At 42.0% G+C, this 17,364-nt stretch carries 12 protein-coding genes; 2 read left to right on the top strand and 10 right to left on the bottom strand.

The window, feature by feature from the left end; translation table 11 throughout:
• Positions 1-8 precede the first annotated feature (8 nt).
• The 4 genes from lgt to rppH form a co-directional block, all read right to left on the bottom strand.
• Positions 9-815 carry a prolipoprotein diacylglyceryl transferase gene (gene lgt / locus BGP78_RS05710; RefSeq protein WP_119860506.1) on the bottom strand — a complete coding sequence of 269 codons (807 nt, stop codon included), beginning with the start codon at positions 813-815 and terminating at the stop codon, positions 9-11.
• Positions 816-824: 9 nt separating this feature from the next.
• On the bottom strand, positions 825-1,634 hold the full coding sequence (locus tag BGP78_RS05705) for a sulfite exporter TauE/SafE family protein (RefSeq protein WP_119860505.1): 810 nt from the start codon (positions 1,632-1,634) through the stop codon (positions 825-827).
• A 69-nt stretch (positions 1,635-1,703) separates the two neighbouring features.
• On the bottom strand, positions 1,704-3,974 hold the full coding sequence (ptsP, locus tag BGP78_RS05700) for a phosphoenolpyruvate--protein phosphotransferase (protein ID WP_119860504.1): 2,271 nt from the start codon (positions 3,972-3,974) through the stop codon (positions 1,704-1,706).
• A gap of 20 nt (positions 3,975-3,994) precedes the next feature.
• The gene (gene rppH / locus BGP78_RS05695) at positions 3,995-4,519 is read right to left on the bottom strand and encodes an RNA pyrophosphohydrolase (protein ID WP_119860503.1); all 525 of its coding nucleotides are present in this window, start codon (positions 4,517-4,519) and stop codon (positions 3,995-3,997) included.
• Positions 4,520-5,586: 1,067 nt separating this feature from the next.
• Between rppH and mutH the strand changes: the two genes are divergently transcribed.
• Complete coding sequence (gene mutH / locus BGP78_RS05690) at positions 5,587-6,261, top strand: DNA mismatch repair endonuclease MutH (protein ID WP_119860552.1); 675 nt, start codon at positions 5,587-5,589, stop codon at positions 6,259-6,261.
• Positions 6,262-6,347: 86 nt separating this feature from the next.
• Here the strand turns inward: mutH and eno are convergent, their stop codons facing one another.
• The 5 genes from eno to rlmD all read right to left on the bottom strand — a co-directional run bounded on the left by eno (position 6,348) and on the right by rlmD (position 13,851).
• Positions 6,348-7,640, bottom strand: a complete 1,293-nt coding sequence (eno, locus tag BGP78_RS05685) for a phosphopyruvate hydratase (protein ID WP_119860502.1) — start codon at positions 7,638-7,640, stop codon at positions 6,348-6,350.
• A gap of 159 nt (positions 7,641-7,799) precedes the next feature.
• Positions 7,800-9,434 carry a CTP synthase gene (locus BGP78_RS05680; protein WP_119860501.1) on the bottom strand — a complete coding sequence of 545 codons (1,635 nt, stop codon included), beginning with the start codon at positions 9,432-9,434 and terminating at the stop codon, positions 7,800-7,802.
• A 116-nt stretch (positions 9,435-9,550) separates the two neighbouring features.
• Positions 9,551-10,354, bottom strand: a complete 804-nt coding sequence (gene mazG / locus BGP78_RS05675) for a nucleoside triphosphate pyrophosphohydrolase (RefSeq protein WP_119860500.1) — start codon at positions 10,352-10,354, stop codon at positions 9,551-9,553.
• 21 nt (positions 10,355-10,375) lie between these two features.
• Positions 10,376-12,532 carry a GTP diphosphokinase gene (gene relA, locus BGP78_RS05670; protein ID WP_119860499.1) on the bottom strand — a complete coding sequence of 719 codons (2,157 nt, stop codon included), beginning with the start codon at positions 12,530-12,532 and terminating at the stop codon, positions 10,376-10,378.
• 5 nt (positions 12,533-12,537) lie between these two features.
• The gene (gene rlmD, locus BGP78_RS05665; protein WP_119860498.1) at positions 12,538-13,851 is read right to left on the bottom strand and encodes a 23S rRNA (uracil(1939)-C(5))-methyltransferase RlmD; all 1,314 of its coding nucleotides are present in this window, start codon (positions 13,849-13,851) and stop codon (positions 12,538-12,540) included.
• Positions 13,852-13,933: 82 nt separating this feature from the next.
• Here rlmD and barA point away from each other — a divergent pair, with 82 nt between their 5' ends.
• The gene (gene barA, locus BGP78_RS05660) at positions 13,934-16,711 is read left to right on the top strand and encodes a two-component sensor histidine kinase BarA (protein ID WP_119860497.1); all 2,778 of its coding nucleotides are present in this window, start codon (positions 13,934-13,936) and stop codon (positions 16,709-16,711) included.
• A gap of 84 nt (positions 16,712-16,795) precedes the next feature.
• Here barA and BGP78_RS05655 read toward each other — a convergent pair.
• The coding region (locus tag BGP78_RS05655; protein ID WP_119860496.1) for an IS3 family transposase at positions 16,796-17,364 on the bottom strand (569 nt) is incomplete at its 5' end.

Genomic DNA, 17,364 nt, shown 5'->3' with positions numbered 1-17,364 from the left:
TATCTAACTTAGTTTGAGACCTGAGAGTGAGTTGTTGATTTGCTTTTATATGCCCATACCATTAATCCGGCACCTGCGATAACCATAGGTAATGACAGTATTTGTCCCTGAGAAATCACACCTGCATATAAACCAATATGTGCATCCGGCTCACGGAAATATTCAATACAGAACCGAAACGCCCCATAACCCAATAAAAATAGTCCAGCAATACTGCCCGCAGGCCTTGGTTTTTTAGCAAACCAGATCAGTATAATAAATAACACGAGCCCTTCAAAAAAGGCTTCATAAAGCTGAGACGGGTGCCTAGGTAAAGGACCACCGGTTGGGAATACAAACGCCCACGATACGTCTGTTGTTCTTCCCCAAAGTTCACCATTAATAAAGTTACCAATGCGCCCTGCCAACAAGCCAACAGGAACCAGTGGTACAACAAAATCACCGACTGACAAAATAGATTTTTTCGTACGAATAGCAAAAATAATAATCGCAGCAATAACACCTAATGCACCGCCATGAAACGACATGCCACCTTGATCTATTCGGAACAAATATAAGGGGTTATCTATAAAGTGACCGAACTGATAAAACAGTACGTAACCTACTCGACCACCTAATATGACACCTAACATGCCATAAAATAACATGTCACTCACCTGCTCTTTTGTCCAGCCAGAATCTGGCTTTTCAGCTTGACGATTGGCCAACCACATAGCGAATGTAAAACCTATTAGGTACATAACGCCATACCAGCGTACACTTAATGGACCAATAGAGAATATAATTGGATCAATTTCAGGAAACTGCATAGCCATAACTGTCCTTTAATGGATTATCATATTCGCGGCAATACCAAGTAATAATGCAGCAAATATTTTTTTAATAGTAGAAATAGGTAAAAACTGTGTGGCTTTTGCACCAAGTGGTGCCATAAACCATGATGTCAGTACAATACCAAACAGCGCTGGCAAATAGACAAAACCAGCAAATCCTTCAGTCCAAGTATTATGAATACTACCAGAAGTCACGTACCCCAATGAACCAAAGAGCGCAATAACAATACCGCATACAGAGGCACAACCAATTGCTTTTTTCATATCAACAGAAAAGTAAGTCAAGAAAGGGACCAATAATGCGCCGCCCCCAATACCTATCATTGCCGATAACCCTCCCATCATAGCGGTTAAACTGGCTAAAACAAGATGATTAGGCAAGGCTCGGATCTTTTGCTGTGTTTTTGTACTGCTGTATACCATTTTCAGGGCAATTAACACCAAGCTCACAGAGAAAATCCACCTCACTACAGGCTCAGGCAATAACCCAGCACAAAACCCACTTATTAATGCACCAACGGCGACTCCCCCCATTACCCAAGGAGCAACCCCCCAGGGGACATTGTGATTTTTATGGTGTGCTAATGCGGATGCTGTGGATGTGAATAAAATAGAAGCAAGTGAGGTTGCGATGGCAACTATCAACACCAAAGAGGCGTCTACCACTTGAAAGTGAAGTAAAATGCCACTCAAGACTGGTACAATGATAAGTCCACCACCAATACCTAATAACCCAGCTAAAAAACCAACGCCACAGCCTAAAAAGGCACAATAAGCTATCAATAACATGGTGTCGGACATCTTTTTATCTCTTGTTATTATTCGCGGCTATATTAACGTATTCTTGTATATTAGACACCATCGACGTAATTATTTTGAATGATATAACAGCTCGCTGAAGCCATGCTTGATCATGAAGCTACGTAATAACCTATGCACTTGCTTTACAGACGATTGCGCTAAACATTCACTCAGCAGGATTTCCATATCTTTCACTCTTAAACGCCTCAGTACCCATTTCACTTTATTTAATGACAAAATATTCATACTTAAGCGACGATATCCCATCGCCATCAGTAAAATAGCCCCCTCGGGCTCTCCCCCTAACTCACCACACAAGCTAAAGGGAAGTTCAACATCTTGGCACGTATTTGCTATCTGGTTAAGTACGCGTAAAACACTCGGGTGGTAGGGATCAAATAATTCTGCAACTTGTGTGTTATTACGATCTACCGCTAATAAATACTGTGTTAAATCGTTACTACCTACAGAACAAAAATCAACCTTTATAGCCCAATCCTGTAATAAAAAGACACTTGACGGTACCTCTAGCATCACCCCCACTTCAGGTTTATCAACTAATAAAAATGGGTCTGCCCACTCTTCTTGTAATTCAAAATACGCTTGTTCGATGAGCTGTAGTGCTTCATCAATCTCGTCGGTATGACTCACCATAGGCAGCATGATTCGTAAATTACCTAATCCGACGTTTGCTTTGATCATGGCCTTGATTTGATCTAAAAATATTTCAGGGTGGTCCAGAGATACTCGAATACCACGCCAACCCAAAAATGGATTTTCTTCTTGAATATCAAAATACTCTAAAACTTTGTCACCGCCAATATCGAGCGTTCTCATTACTACGGGATCAGGGTGGTATCGGCTAAGCACTTCTCTGTACCACTTTTCTTGCTCACTTTGTGTTGGAAATTGGCCTTTTTGCATAAACCACGACTCAGTTCTATACAAGCCCACACCATCACAATAATGTGCCGTCATTTGTTCTGTCGATAAGTCCAAGCCCGCGTTAAGTAACAAGCTCATTTGCTCGCCATCGAGCGTAACAGGCTCTAATGCATGCTCAGCTTCAAATTTATCATGTAACGCACTATCTTGACGTCTAAGCTGTTCATATTCTTTGCGCAAACTTGCTGAAGGTGAGATATATAAACGACCTGAATAGGCATCTAAAATCATATCTTTGCCATCAAGTTGTAACAAAGGGATATCTTCAATTCCCCAAATAGCGGGTACACCCATTGCACGAGTCAAAATAGAGGCATGAGAATTTGCAGCCCCTTGTACACTCACAACACCTTTTAACCGCTCTTTTGGTATATCCGCTAGCATCGAAGGCGCTAATGTATGTGTAACAAGGACGGTATTTTCAGGGTAAACCTTAATTGCGTGCTCTGTCGCCATCAGGTGGTGTAACACTCTTAAACCAATATCTTTTACATCTACAGCCCGTTCTTTAATATAGGGATCATGCATTTCGTTAAACTGTGATACCAAAGACTCTATCACATGTTTTAGTGCACTTTTTGCACACCACCCGTCAGATAGCTGCCGTTCAACTTGTAAGCCTAAACTACGCGCATCTAGCAGCTGCTGATATACATCAAACACAGCCAAAGCCTCTTTTGGAATATGTTCACTGAGTGTATTAGCCAGTATATGAAACTCTTGCCTTGTCGCAGCCACAGCTTGCAAGAACAGCTCTCGTTGCAATGGTGTATCTGTGACCTTTTGGGAGTCTACACTTGAAAAGTCTAACTTAGGCAGCACTACAAACGCTTCACCGATTGCAATACCTGGCGTGCTAGATACACCTTTTAGCACGGAAGTTTGGTGTGAGGAAGCTTCATGGGTAAGTAAAGACTGTATTTCAGCGTGTGCAAGCTGAGACGCTAATTGAGCTGATAACGTAATAAGAAAGGATTCTTCATCGTGACTAAATACCCTCGCAACGCGCTGCTGCACAACAATAACACCGAGTACTTTTCGCTGGTGCACCACAGGCACTGACAGAAATGCGTTAAACCCTTCTTCATTGACCTCAGGCGCATGTTTAAACCGTGGATGGGACTGTGCATGAGCAATATTTATTGGCTCTTCTCGTTGTGCAACGAGCCCAACTAACCCTTCAGTAAAGCCGACGCTAAAATGGCCTATGGCTTCAGGGTTCAAGCCATCGCTGGCCATGAGTATAAAGTGATCTTGACTATAGTCTGCGAAATATATTGAACAGCACTCTGTGTTCATAGCCTCCTTGACCATAAACACAAAACGAGTGAGCGCTTCATTTAAAGTAGGCTGTTGTGCAACCGATTCTACAATACTTCGTAATGTCGCTAACACAGTGCCTCACTTACTATTTACTATTTACGATTGCGCCACGGCTGTTCCCGATGCCCTTGCTCTCTTTTGTGAAAAGGCATCGCAAAGGGTGCAAATTCTTTCATCACTCTACGATACACATCTCTTTTGAAAGACACAACTTGCCTCACTGGATACCAGTAACTTACCCATCTCCAGTCATCAAACTCGGGATGATGCGTGTGTAGTAAATCAACATCCTCGTCTTTGCATCTAAGCTTTAACAAAAACCACTTTTGTTTTTGACCTATACATACAGGGCTAGAGTCTCGTCGGATCAACCGTTTTGGTAGCTTATACCTTAACCAATGTTTTGAACTGGCGACAATTTCAACGTCTTCAGGCTTTAACCCGACTTCTTCATTGAGCTCTCTATACATTGTTTGTTCAGGGGTCTCACCTTCATCAACACCGCCTTGGGGAAACTGCCAAGAGTGTTGTCCATATCTACGTGCCCAAAACACCTGTCCTTGATTGTTACAGATAACAATTCCGACATTGGCACGAAAGCCTTCGGCATCAATCACCTTAGTGCCTCTTTTATAAGTCGATTTTTAATGATTGTTCCACAACTTATGCCACACAGCAAATATTATTCACGGTTTCCCTCAAGTTATCCACAGCTTGATAGGTTAAATCAGTAAACAAGTGTGATTTACAAACAAATCCACAATTCAAGTTGAAATAACCGAGCTTTTCCACAGTTTCTGTGGATAATTGTGTTCATATAGTTGTATTTATCCAAAATATCACACAGTAACTAATACAGGCAGGTTTACTTAACAGCCTCATTTCATTTAGTATCAACAACTTAAGAACAAACACTGTATAAATATACGGTTTTTATTTAAACAAAAAACAATAAGTACAAAAAACAACCACCAATAAAGCATAACCATTCTTTATACCTTCACGAAAAATGAGCAGCCCTGAGGCTAACTACTTTTATGCGTTGCTAAATCACGTTAGGTAATTGGTTCTCTTGTGTATGATAGGTTTTGATAACGCACATTACTCACATACTCCCTAATATCACTCGCGAGTCTTGCGTTTTATTTGAGGTTACCTTAACGACGAGTAACCCCGTATATGTTTTAGTGATAGAGGCAAATTTGTATATGGCCCCATTACCCTGTTTTATTGAAATCAGAAACTGACCAAAATGTTATTGATAATTGTGCTCACCGCTCACAACCACAACAGACACTTCCTGCGCTCGCTCGTCGACTAAAAATTGAGTTGATCTTTTCTATAACCGACTTAACACTGAATCCGTTGTGGCTGTTATAAGCCGTTAATAAAGTGAAAGAGTGAAAGACTATACAGCACTTAATCCTTTATATTTGATGAACAAACACGGTGTTTCTCCGTGTTCTTGATGCAATTCAATTAAATCACATTAATGCTTTGCTTATAGTGACGCAATCATTTAATTATTGCGTCGCAAAGTTCCCCACAGTAACGCCTAAGCCCTACCATGACAGTATTTCTTATACAAAACCTACTCACGTCATACGATTAACCACTCATGCAATTGCAATATTTAGGTTACAATAATTCTCATCATCATTTTGTTCATTACTTAGGTAAAGTCGTGCGAAAACCAAACCCGCCAGAAACGATAAATGAGCTCATGCAACGCGTAAACGATATCGCAGGGGTAACGCTAGGCGAGCTCGCTGCGCGATATCAATTTAAGACACCTGAGCACTTGCTAAAGGAAAAGGGCTGGCCGGGGCAGTTATTAGAATATGTACTTGGTGCAAGTGCAGGGTCCAAACCCGTTCCTGACTTCGAACTATTGGGCGTTGAGTTAAAATCCTTACCTATTGGGTACAATGGTAAGCCTCTTGAAACAACCTATGTTACAACAGTCCCACTGACAGGGCTTACAGGCGTAACATTTCATGATAGCAGCGTTAAAAAAAAGCTAGCCCATGTGCTTTGGCTTCCCATTTTAGCCGAAAGAGAATTGCAGCCTGTTGATCGAGTCATTGGGTCAGGCTTTTTATGGCAGCCTAATGCACACCAAACAGCTCAATTGCAAAGAGATTGGGAAGAACAGATTGAATTAATCGCGCTTGGTGAAATTGAGCAGATATCGGGCCACCTTGGCGAAGTAATGCAGATCAGACCAAAAGCAGCAAATAGTAAAGCCCTCACAGATGTCATCGGTCCCAACGGTAGAATTACCAAAACGCTACCTAGAGGGTTTTATTTAAAAACAAAGTTTACTCAACAGATTTTATTCGAGCACTTTCAAGGGTAGCTGACTACTTTTAATGATGCATTGCGTATAGTGGCACACAAAAAAGCCGCTGTAAAAAGCGGCTTTTCAAAAAGAAGGCGTATTATTTATTGACCTTTGATTTCGCTACGGCCTTTGTAAGTTGCTTTTTCACCTAATGCTTCTTCGATGCGAAGTAGCTGGTTATATTTAGCAACACGGTCTGAACGACACAGTGAACCTGTTTTAATTTGACCAGCCGCAGTACCGACAGCAAGATCGGCAATGGTTGCATCTTCTGTTTCACCAGAACGGTGAGAAATTACAGCTGTAAAGCCTGCATCTTGCGCCATCTTAATCGCGTCAAGTGTTTCTGATAGTGTACCAATTTGGTTAAACTTAATTAAAATCGAGTTACCAATTTTCTCTTCAATACCACGCGTTAAAATTTTCGTATTCGTTACGAATAAATCATCACCTACCAATTGTACTTTGTCGCCAATCTTATCAGTTAAGATTTTCCAACCAGCCCAGTCACTTTCGTCTAGGCCATCTTCAATAGAGATAATTGGGTAACGTGCAGCTAAATCAGCTAAGAAACCAGCAAAGCCTTCTGAATCGAATACTTTACCTTCACCTTTTAGATCATATTTGCCATCTACATAGAACTCTGAAGCCGCACAATCTAATGCGAGTGTGACATCTTTATTCATTTCATAGCCAGCAGCATTCACCGCTTCAGTGATCACTTCTAGCGCTTCTTCATTTGATTTTAAGTTTGGCGCAAAACCACCTTCATCACCCACTGCCGTATTTAAACCACGCGCACTCAATACCTTTTTAAGGCTATGGAATATCTCAGCACCAATGCGTAATGCTTCACGGAAGCTTGACGCGCCAACTGGCTGTACCATGAACTCTTGAATATCAACGTTATTATCCGCGTGCTCACCGCCATTGATGATATTCATCATAGGTACTGGCATTGAGTACTGACCAGATGTACCATTAATATCAGCAATGTGCTCGTATAATGCCACGCCTTTTTCTTGCGCTGCCGCTTTCGCCGTAGCCAAAGACACCGCTAAGATTGCATTTGCACCAAACTTTTCTTTGTTTTCTGTGCCATCTAAGTCAATCATGACTTGGTCAACATCACGTTGAGCTAACGCATCTTTGCCTTCTAATGCTTGTGCTAAGTCAGCATTGATGAAATTAACCGCTGTTAATACACCTTTACCTAAATAGCGTGATTTATCACCATCTCGTAACTCAAGTGCTTCTCTGGTGCCAGTTGATGCGCCAGATGGTGCACATGCGCGCCCCCATGCACCTGTGTCTAGGTGAACATCAGCTTCAACTGTTGGGTTACCGCGTGAGTCCATAACTTCACGGCCAATCACTTTTACGATTTTTGACATCTTGATTCCTCTTATTCCCAAAATGGTGAGTTTATTGTTAAGTGCTTACTATCCTGTTATTACTAAATAAGCATTGCATTAAATACTGGTGTTGATTCACTGCGATACCTACTTTTTACCTAATAAAAAAGCCGTGCGATTGCACGGCTTTTTTTAAAATTATGATTCAGCTTTTTGGAAGCTATGTGCAGCTGAAACAAAGCCTTCAAATAATGGGTGTCCATCTCGCGGCGTCGAGGTGAACTCCGGGTGGAACTGTGCGGCAACAAACCAAGGGTGATCTTTATTTTCAATGATCTCCACCAGCTTCTTGTCCTCTGACAAGCCAGTAAACTGCAAACCAGCTTGCTCAAGGCGCTCAACGTAGTGATTGTTCACTTCATAACGGTGACGGTGACGCTCAAATATTTCGTTGCTACCATACGCTTCAAATACTTTAGAGTTATCTTTCACATGACACTTCTGAGAACCAAGGCGCATAGTGCCGCCTAAATCAGACGCTTCATCGCGTACTTCTACATTACCTTCTGCATCTAACCATTCAGTAATTAAACCAACCACTGGATGAGGTGATTCAGCGTCAAACTCTGTCGAGTTTGCACCTTCAAGGCCAGCTACATTTCGTGCGTACTCAATCAACGCAACTTGCATACCCAGACAAATGCCCAAGTATGGCACTTTGTTTTCACGTGCATACTTTGCAGCAAGTATTTTACCTTCAACACCACGGCTACCAAAACCACCCGGTACCAAGATAGCATCAAGGTGCTCTAAAAGCTCAACCCCTTTGCTTTCTAAGTTCTGAGAGTCAACATACTCAATATTCACAGTGACACGGTTTTTCAATCCAGCATGCTTTAAAGCTTCATTCACTGATTTATATGCGTCAGGTAATTCGATGTACTTACCAACCATACCAATCGTTACTTCGCCCGTTGGGTTTGACTCTTGATAAAGTACTTGTTCCCACTCAACAAGATCAGCCTCAGGCACATCTAAGTGGAAACGACGACACACTAGGTTGTCTAAATCTTGAGATTTAAGCAACGCAGGGATCTTATAAATGCTATCAACGTCTTGCAAAGAAATAACCGCTTTCTCTTCAACGTTTGTGAACAATGCAATCTTAGCACGCTCATTAGCTGGTAACTTACAGTTTGAACGACAAACCAGAATATCAGGTTGAATACCGATTGAACGTAGTTCTTTTACTGAATGCTGAGTTGGCTTAGTTTTTACTTCGCCGGCAGCACCAAGGAATGGCACAAGTGTTAAGTGCATAAATAACACACTCTCACGGCCCAGTTCTGTACCTAACTGGCGAATCGCTTCTAAGAATGGTTGCGACTCAATATCACCAACCGTACCACCAATCTCAACGATTGCGATATCATGACCTTCAGCACCTTCTAATACACGGCGTTTAATGTCATTAGTAATATGTGGGATCACTTGGATTGTTGCACCTAAGTAACCACCTTTACGCTCTTTGCGTAATACATCTTCAAATACACGGCCTTGTGTGAAGTTGTTACGGCTGGTCATTTTGGTGCGAATAAAGCGCTCATAGTGACCTAAATCTAAGTCAGTTTCAGCACCATCTTCAGTTACGAATACCTCACCATGTTGAATCGGGCTCATCGTGCCAGGGTCAACATTGATATAAGGATCCAGCTTAAGAATAGTTACATTCAAGCCACGTGCTTCTAAAATAGCGGCTAATGATGCAGCTGCAATACCTTTACCCAAGGAGGAAACAACTCCGCCCGTTACGAAGATAAATTTTGTACTCATGCGAACCCTAGAATATCAGGAAAAATGGAATTTAAATAAGAATCAAGACGGGGCGATAGTGTAGCAAAGTTACCCACATCAATCCAGCTAAATTGCCAACAGGTCATTAAATAATTCTATCTCGCCTGCTTTTTATGTTGTTTCTTTACTTGCTCCCACGCAGCATCCATTTGTTTTAAATCGGCTTGCTGTAAACTCACACCTTGATTTCGTAACACTTCATCCACATCAGCAAAACGCATAACAAATTTATCACTGGCTTGGCGCAGAGCTTGCTCTGGGTCGTGCTTTGCATGGCGGGCGACATTAACCGTCGCAAATAATAGATCTCCGATTTCCTCCGCACTATGCTCTGAATGAGGGTCACATGCTAACGCCTCACTGACTTCTTCCACTTCTTCCACAACCTTATCAAGTGCTCCATGATAATCAGGCCAGTCAAAGCCAAGGGCCGATGCACGTTTCTGTACTTTTTGAGCGCGTGATAACGCAGGTAGCATGCGGGGGATGTCAGACCATAAAAGCGTATTCGAGGTTGATTTTTCTGCGCGTTCATCCGCTTTAATCGCTTGCCATTGCTTCTCTAATACCGCCTCAGGAAGCACGGCCTGTTCAGAAAAAACATGAGGGTGTCGTCGCTGCAATTTGTCATTAAGCGTAGAAACCACATCATTAAAGTCGAACAACCCTTGTTCTTGGGCAAGCTCTGCATAAAATACCACTTGGAATAATAAATCACCAAGTTCGTCTTTTAGGCCCGCCAAATCTTTATTCTCAATCGCACTGGCTACTTCATAAGCTTCTTCAATGGTATGCGGGACGATTGAATCAAACGTCTGTGCTTTGTCCCAGCTGCACCCGGTTTCTGGGTCTCGTAGTGCAGTCATCGTTTTTAGCAATGCAGATAATTTATCGCTCATATCTTCCTCATTAGCTCCAACTTAGTGCTGACGCTTAGCATCAAATACGCCATCGATTTGATGTAGCTTTGTCAACAATCGATTCATTGCCGACAAGTCAGACACCTCTATTTTCATCTCAAAAATAGCCACATCACGTGCATCGTCGGTCTGTACATTCATATTCAATACATTGGCTTTTTCATTTGCTAAAACCGAACTAATATCACGGATCAGCCCTTGTCTATCATTGGCTTCAATACGCACCGTAATGGTATACGCACCTTGAATATCAGATGACCAACTTACCGCTATTTCTCGTTCTGGGTGCTGCTTACAAATATGAGAGAATGAATCACAGTCACTGCGGTGCACCGCGATGCCTCTCCCTTGGGTGATATAACCTACAATATCATCGCCAGGTACCGGCTGACAGCATTTAGCCACGTGACTCATCAAGCTGCCCACGCCATCAACAACAATGCCATTTTTATCACCCCGATGCTTACGAGGTGACGAGATTTTTACGGTTGCTTCTTCTTCTGGTTTATCAATTATAAAGTTCAAGAACTGATTTATGCGCACATCACCGGCACCAATTGCAACCATCAAGTCATCAAGTACTTTAAAGTTAAATCGTGCGATGGCCGGTTCCAAATGTTTATAGGTCAAATCAAGCTTGTGTAATTGCACATCTAAAATTTCTTTGCCAGCGACTAAGTTTTTGTCTCTGTCTTGTTGCTTAAACCAGTGATGAATTTTGCTACGTGCACGTGAAGAGTGGATATAACCCAACGACGGATTTAACCAGTCCCGACTCGGAGATGCATTCTTTTGAGTTAATATTTCGACCTGATCACCCGTTACCAATTTATGCGTGAACGGCACAATTTTGCCAAATACTTTAGCACCAATACATCGGTGTCCAACGTTAGAGTGAATGTAGTATGCAAAATCTAACGGGGTCGCACCCAACGGAAGATCGAATATGTCGCCCTTTGGTGTAAACACATAAACTCGGTCTTCTACAACTTGGTTTTTCAGCTCGTCTGCGAGGTCACTGCCATCAACCACTTCCTCCTGCCATTGCAGGAGTTTTCTCAGCCAGCTAATTTTTTGTTCGTACCCAGAGCCTCGTCCAGGCAACGCGCCTTCTTTATACATCCAATGTGCTGCAACTCCGAGTTCTGCATCTTGGTGCATTTCTTCAGTGCGGATTTGAATCTCAATGGTTTTACCCTGCGGGCCAAACACAACGGTATGAATAGATTGATAGCCATTTTGTTTTGGCGTCGCCACATAATCATCAAACTCTTTCGGCAAGTGTCGCCAATTGGTATGCACAATCCCTAAAGCGGCATAACAATCTTGCAGCTCATCTACCACCACCCGCATGGCACGAATATCAAACAATTGGTCGAACTCGTAACTCTTTTGCGACATCTTTTTATAAATACTAAAAATATGCTTCGGGCGACCATATACTTGCGCTTTTACACCCGCTTCAGCCAATTTAGTGGTGACTGACTGCACCATGTTTTCCATATAGGCTTCGCGGTCTAACCGCTTATCCGCTAATTGTTTGGCTATGGTTTTATATGTCTGCGGGTGTAAATAACGAAACGATAGATCTTCTAGTTCCCACTTGAGCTGGCCTATGCCTAATCGATTTGCCAACGGAGCAAATATATTTGCCGTTGCTTTAGCAGCAATGACACGCTCTTCTTCATCAGCGTTTTTAACTGCGCGTAAATGACAAATTTGTTCTGCTAATTTGATCACCACAGCTCGAACATCTTCAACCATGGCTAGCAGCATTCGGCGAACATTATCAATTTGCACATTTCCCTTGCCTTGATGCGCAAGCGTGCTGATCGTCGCCATTTGTTCAACGCCCGTTAATAGTAACGACACGTTGTCACCCAGCTCTTGCTGTATCTTTTCTTGCTCAATCTGTTGATTCAAAAAATAAGGAGTCAAATACGCTGTCGCCAATGACTCTGCATCAAAGTTTAACTCAGCCAGAATTTCGACCATTTCAATGGCATTATTTAGCATTGTCGCATCAAGTTCAGCTGGGCATAAATCATGTGCACGTTTTAAATATGCCAATTTATCTGACGATAAATCAAGTTGCGCCAGCCGTGTCGAAAAATCATCCGACTGCTGCTGTTGATGTGATTGGCGAGTTGCGACCATCTTCTCTATCTCCTTTGGAACAACACCATTGTTTCTATATGCCCTGTATGCGGAAACATATTCATCAGCCCTATCTTAACCAGTGAAAAGCCAGCATCTAATAATAACTTACTATCTCGCGCCAAAGTAACAGGGTCGCATGACACGTAAAGCACTTTGTTAAATTGTGCCAAAGGCATTTGCTTTAGTATCTCGAATGCACCGGTGCGTGAAGGGTCTAAGACCAATACCTTAGCCTGAGTGTTAAACCAGTTAGCTTGAGTCATATCTTGCGTTAGATCAAAACAATGAAATTCAGCATTTTCTATTTGATTAGTGTGCGCATTTTGTATTGCCATTGCAACAGAAGAAGCCGAACCTTCTACACCAATTACACTAGTTGCTTGTTTTGCGAACAATAGTGAAAAGTTTCCTATGCCACAAAATAAATCAAGAACAATGTCACCTTCAGATAAGGTCAACCAATCCGATGCTTGTGCCAACATAGCTGCATTGACAGGGGCATTAACTTGAACAAAGTTGTCCAGTGTAAATTCAAAACGCACATCCCCAACACGGTAATGCGGTAACACAGCAAGTTCGGAGTGCCCTGCCCCGTCATCCCAGATTAAGTGCCACCCAAGTGCTTTACTCTGTTCAGCCAAATAACTTTTGTCACTGTCAGAAATAGCTTTGGTATGGCGAAGTAATACAAATTGACCATTATCTGCGTCACACAGCTGAATATGTGTAATCGAACGAAACCCTGAACGACTGTTCAAAAGTTGCCGCAACTGTATAAACACATCATGAAAATGGCTCGACAACACCTGACACTCAACAATTTCCACTATTTTTTTGCTTCTGAAGCCTCTGAAACCAAGCTTCAATGACTGCGCAGTTTTATCATAAAAACTGGCGATACGCGCACTTCTGCGGTAATGAGTCGAGTCACTTTCAATGGCTGCTTGCCAATTTAATGCTGTTTGCTGTGTAAATTTTGAAAATAGCTTATCAACAGCCTGCTGTTTATGTTGCAACTGCGCAGATAAAGCCAAATGTTGCATCTGGCAGCCACCACACACATCGTTATGCTGACAAAATGGTATTACCCGCTCGTCACTAGGCGTAATCACTTTCAGCATTTTTGCTTCAAAAAACTTCGCTTTGTTGTGGGTAATTTGTGCCTTGATTTGTTCATTGGCGAGTGCACCGTCAACAAAGCACACCTTCCCTTGATAACTAGCGACACCACGACCTTGATGATCGAGTGAATGTATTTTGACCTCAATGGCTTGTTTATCAACCACCCTTTTTTTAGCACGAAAGATCTGTGCCATAACATTGCCCCTTAAACGTTGCTAATCAGCGCTGAAATAGATAATCTAAAGCCAAAATAATTACAGCGGTTAACTGCCACCTATGACCAAACTTAGCCTGCGTGACAGCATACTTGTACTTACTTTGATCCCAACGGTACTGATCGGCTTAATCTTAGGAGGCTATTTTACAGTAAATCGTTATGTTGAGCTTGAACAAATTCTCAATCAACAAGGCAGCAGCATATCCGAACCCCTTGCCATCGCCACTGAACACACCATCATTTCGCAAGACCGCGTAAACTTACACCGCATTTTAAGCACTGCACATAATAAACATGCACCATTGGTAAAAAGTATTTCGGTCTTTGATAGAGATAATCAGTTATTGCTAACCAGCAACTTTCATGAAAAATTTAATAAATTACATTACTTTGGCGATATCAGTCAGCTACATAAAACAGCAATGGTCAAACTGGCTGATACTTTTGTTTTCTATACGCCAATCAAACATTTTACAGAACAATCTAGTGAGTGGCATGAAGCACACCCAGAGACATTGGCTATTTTGGCTGTCGAAATAAGCCAAGATCAGGCCTTAATATCACAACAACAAGCACTGATCCTAAGTAGCAGTATCATATTAATCGCCATATTACTGAGCGCCTTGCTCTCTTTGCGCGTGAGTAGAATGTTCACCATGCCTTTATCAAGCTTGCTACTAGCGACAGACAAGCTAGTAGAAGGTAAACGCGACATTGGCATACAACATACCATGCAAGGTGAATTTGAATTACTGCGACAAGGCCTAAATACAATCAATAGTAAGATGACTGGCCAGCGTGATGAAATGCAAAAACATATTGATCAGGCAACCAGTGATTACAGAGAAACACTTGAGCAATACGAAACCCAGAATATTCAGTTAAATATTGCAAAAAAAGAGGCACAAGATGCTAACCGAGTTAAATCGGATTTCTTAGCCAAAATGAGTCATGAGCTACGTACGCCGCTAAATGGCGTCATTGGGTTCACGCGCCAGCTATATAAAACCCCCTTAAACAAACATCAGAAAGACTATTTAGATACCATTGAACTTTCTGCAAATAGTCTCTTAACAATCATTAGTGACATATTAGATTTTTCTAAGTTAGAAGCAGGTGCAATGGAACTGGAAAATATTCAGTTTCAACTCAGAGACGCTGTCAACGAAGTCATGACATTGCTAGCACCCAGTGCCCACGATAAACAACTCGAGTTATCGATTTCAATCAATCGCCAAGTACCGGATAATTTAGTAGGGGACCCCACAAGACTTAAACAAGTGCTTATCAATTTGATCAGTAATGCGATTAAATTCACTGAGCAAGGGTCTGTTAAAGTCGATATCAGCCATCGCCTGCTTAACGATACCCATGCATCTTTATTGGTCTCCGTGAGTGATACAGGCGTGGGGATTGCCATGGACAAGCAAGATGCATTGTTTACCCCTTTCGCTCAAGCAGACTCAAGTATCACCCGCAAATTTGGCGGAACGGGCTTAGGTTTGATCATAACCAAACATATTGTAGAAGCAATGAAAGGTCGCATAACGCTCAACTCAGCGTCAGGCAGTGGCACGTGTTTTACATTTAACTCCGTTTTTGAGTTACCTAATCGTTTATATAATGATGATTTACCTTGTGGTTCGCTGCACAATAAGCGTGTTCTATACTTTGAACCACAAGAGCATACCCACTATGCTGTCGTTGCACAGCTACATGAATGGGATATGCAAGTAACCGCCTGTCAAACTGAAGACGATTTCCTTGCAGCATTAACTCAAGACTTCAACTTTGATGTGTGTTTAATAGGTAATATGGCAAGCGTTGAGCAAATGCAAACTGTAAAAAGCTATATTAGCAAGGCAAGAGAGTCAGCCGATTATTTATATCTGATGCTCAATACTATTTCGCACAACATGCGTGAGTCACTCATAGGCAGTGGCGCTGATGCTTGTTTAAGTAAACCACTCAATCACAGAAAGTTATGTGAGATCCTTGCAGCACCCTACCGCCTTGATCACCCAAGTATTGGCGTGGAAGAAAACAGAGAACAAATACTGCCATTAAAAGCCTTAATTGCCGATGACAATGATGCCAACCTTAAATTGCTTTCAACCTTATTATCAGAACAAATCGAGTCGATTGACACGGCACACAATGGCGCTCAAGCGGTTGGGCTATGTAAAACGCACAAATATGATTTGATCTTCATGGATATTCAAATGCCCATAATGGACGGGATCACGGCATGTAAAACCATTAGAGAGGCCTCTTTAAATGAAGACACGCCCATCATAGCAGTGACAGCACATGCACTCGCAGGTGAAAAGAATCAACTACTCAAAGATGGCTTTAGTGGTTACCTTACCAAACCTATTGATGAAGACATGCTTAAGCAGACTATTTGCGATCACGGAGAAACCTCTCCAATTATCGCTCCGCGTACAAAAGCGGCTAAACAACTCAGTGATGCGCCATTTAAAAGCAACTTACTCGATTGGCCTTTGGCATTACAACATGCGGGAGGGAAACCTGATTTAGCCATTGAGATGTTGAATATGCTATTAAACAGTTTGGATGAAACAATAGATAACATTCAAAAAGCACAACAAAAACAGGATACTGAACTGCTGTTGAGTGTAATACACAAGTTTCACGGAGCCTGTTGCTATACAGGTGTCCCCAAACTCAAAAAGCTTGCAGAGGCATTAGAGACCGCGCTAAAAAAACAATCCCCTCTCGCGGATATAGAGCCTGAATTATTCGAACTTATTGATGAACTGCAAAATCTAAAGTATGACTCACAAGAAAATACATCAATCACTTTACCTAGCTAGCCCCATATAAATATCTAGCTAAGGATAGGAGCGCAAGCTCCTATCCACTCAAGTTCCTCTATTGCAAGGGTCTGTTTGTTGTGGTCAACTAATTCCGGACAGTGAATTAAGTTTTTCTTCTGCTACTGCAGGGGCTTTCATATCATTATGACTATGCGGCCTGCTCCAGTTGTAATAGTTCATCAAATAAAAGCTAATATCTTGCTCTGCTTCCTTAAATGAGTTGTAGCCCGTACTTGGAACCCATTCTGTTTTGAGGCTTCTGAATACGCGCTCCATCGGGGAATTATCCCAACAATTATCTCTGCGGCTCATGCTTTGTGTTATTTGATAACGCCATAACCTTTGCCTGAATTTTGTTGAACTATACTGACTGCCTTGATCCGAATGGAACATAACCCCTCTAGGTTTGCCTCTTTGTTCATATGCTCTATCTAATGCTTTGATAGTTAGGGCTGTATCTGGCTTTTCTGACATGACCCAGCCAATAGCCCGCCTTGCATATAAATCAATTACTACTGCTAAATATGACCACTTCTGACCAGTCCAAATATACGTAATATCTCCACACCATACTTGATTTGGGCTATGCACATCGAACTCTCGATTTAACTGGTTTGGTATATCAGGCCGTTCATTCACCGCCACTTTAT

It is taken from the genome of Pseudoalteromonas sp. MSK9-3, assembly GCF_003590335.1.
GTDB lineage: Bacteria > Pseudomonadota > Gammaproteobacteria > Enterobacterales > Alteromonadaceae > Pseudoalteromonas.
Note: the sequence above shows the minus strand (reverse complement) of the source record. Positions and strands in the feature narration are given on the sequence as shown.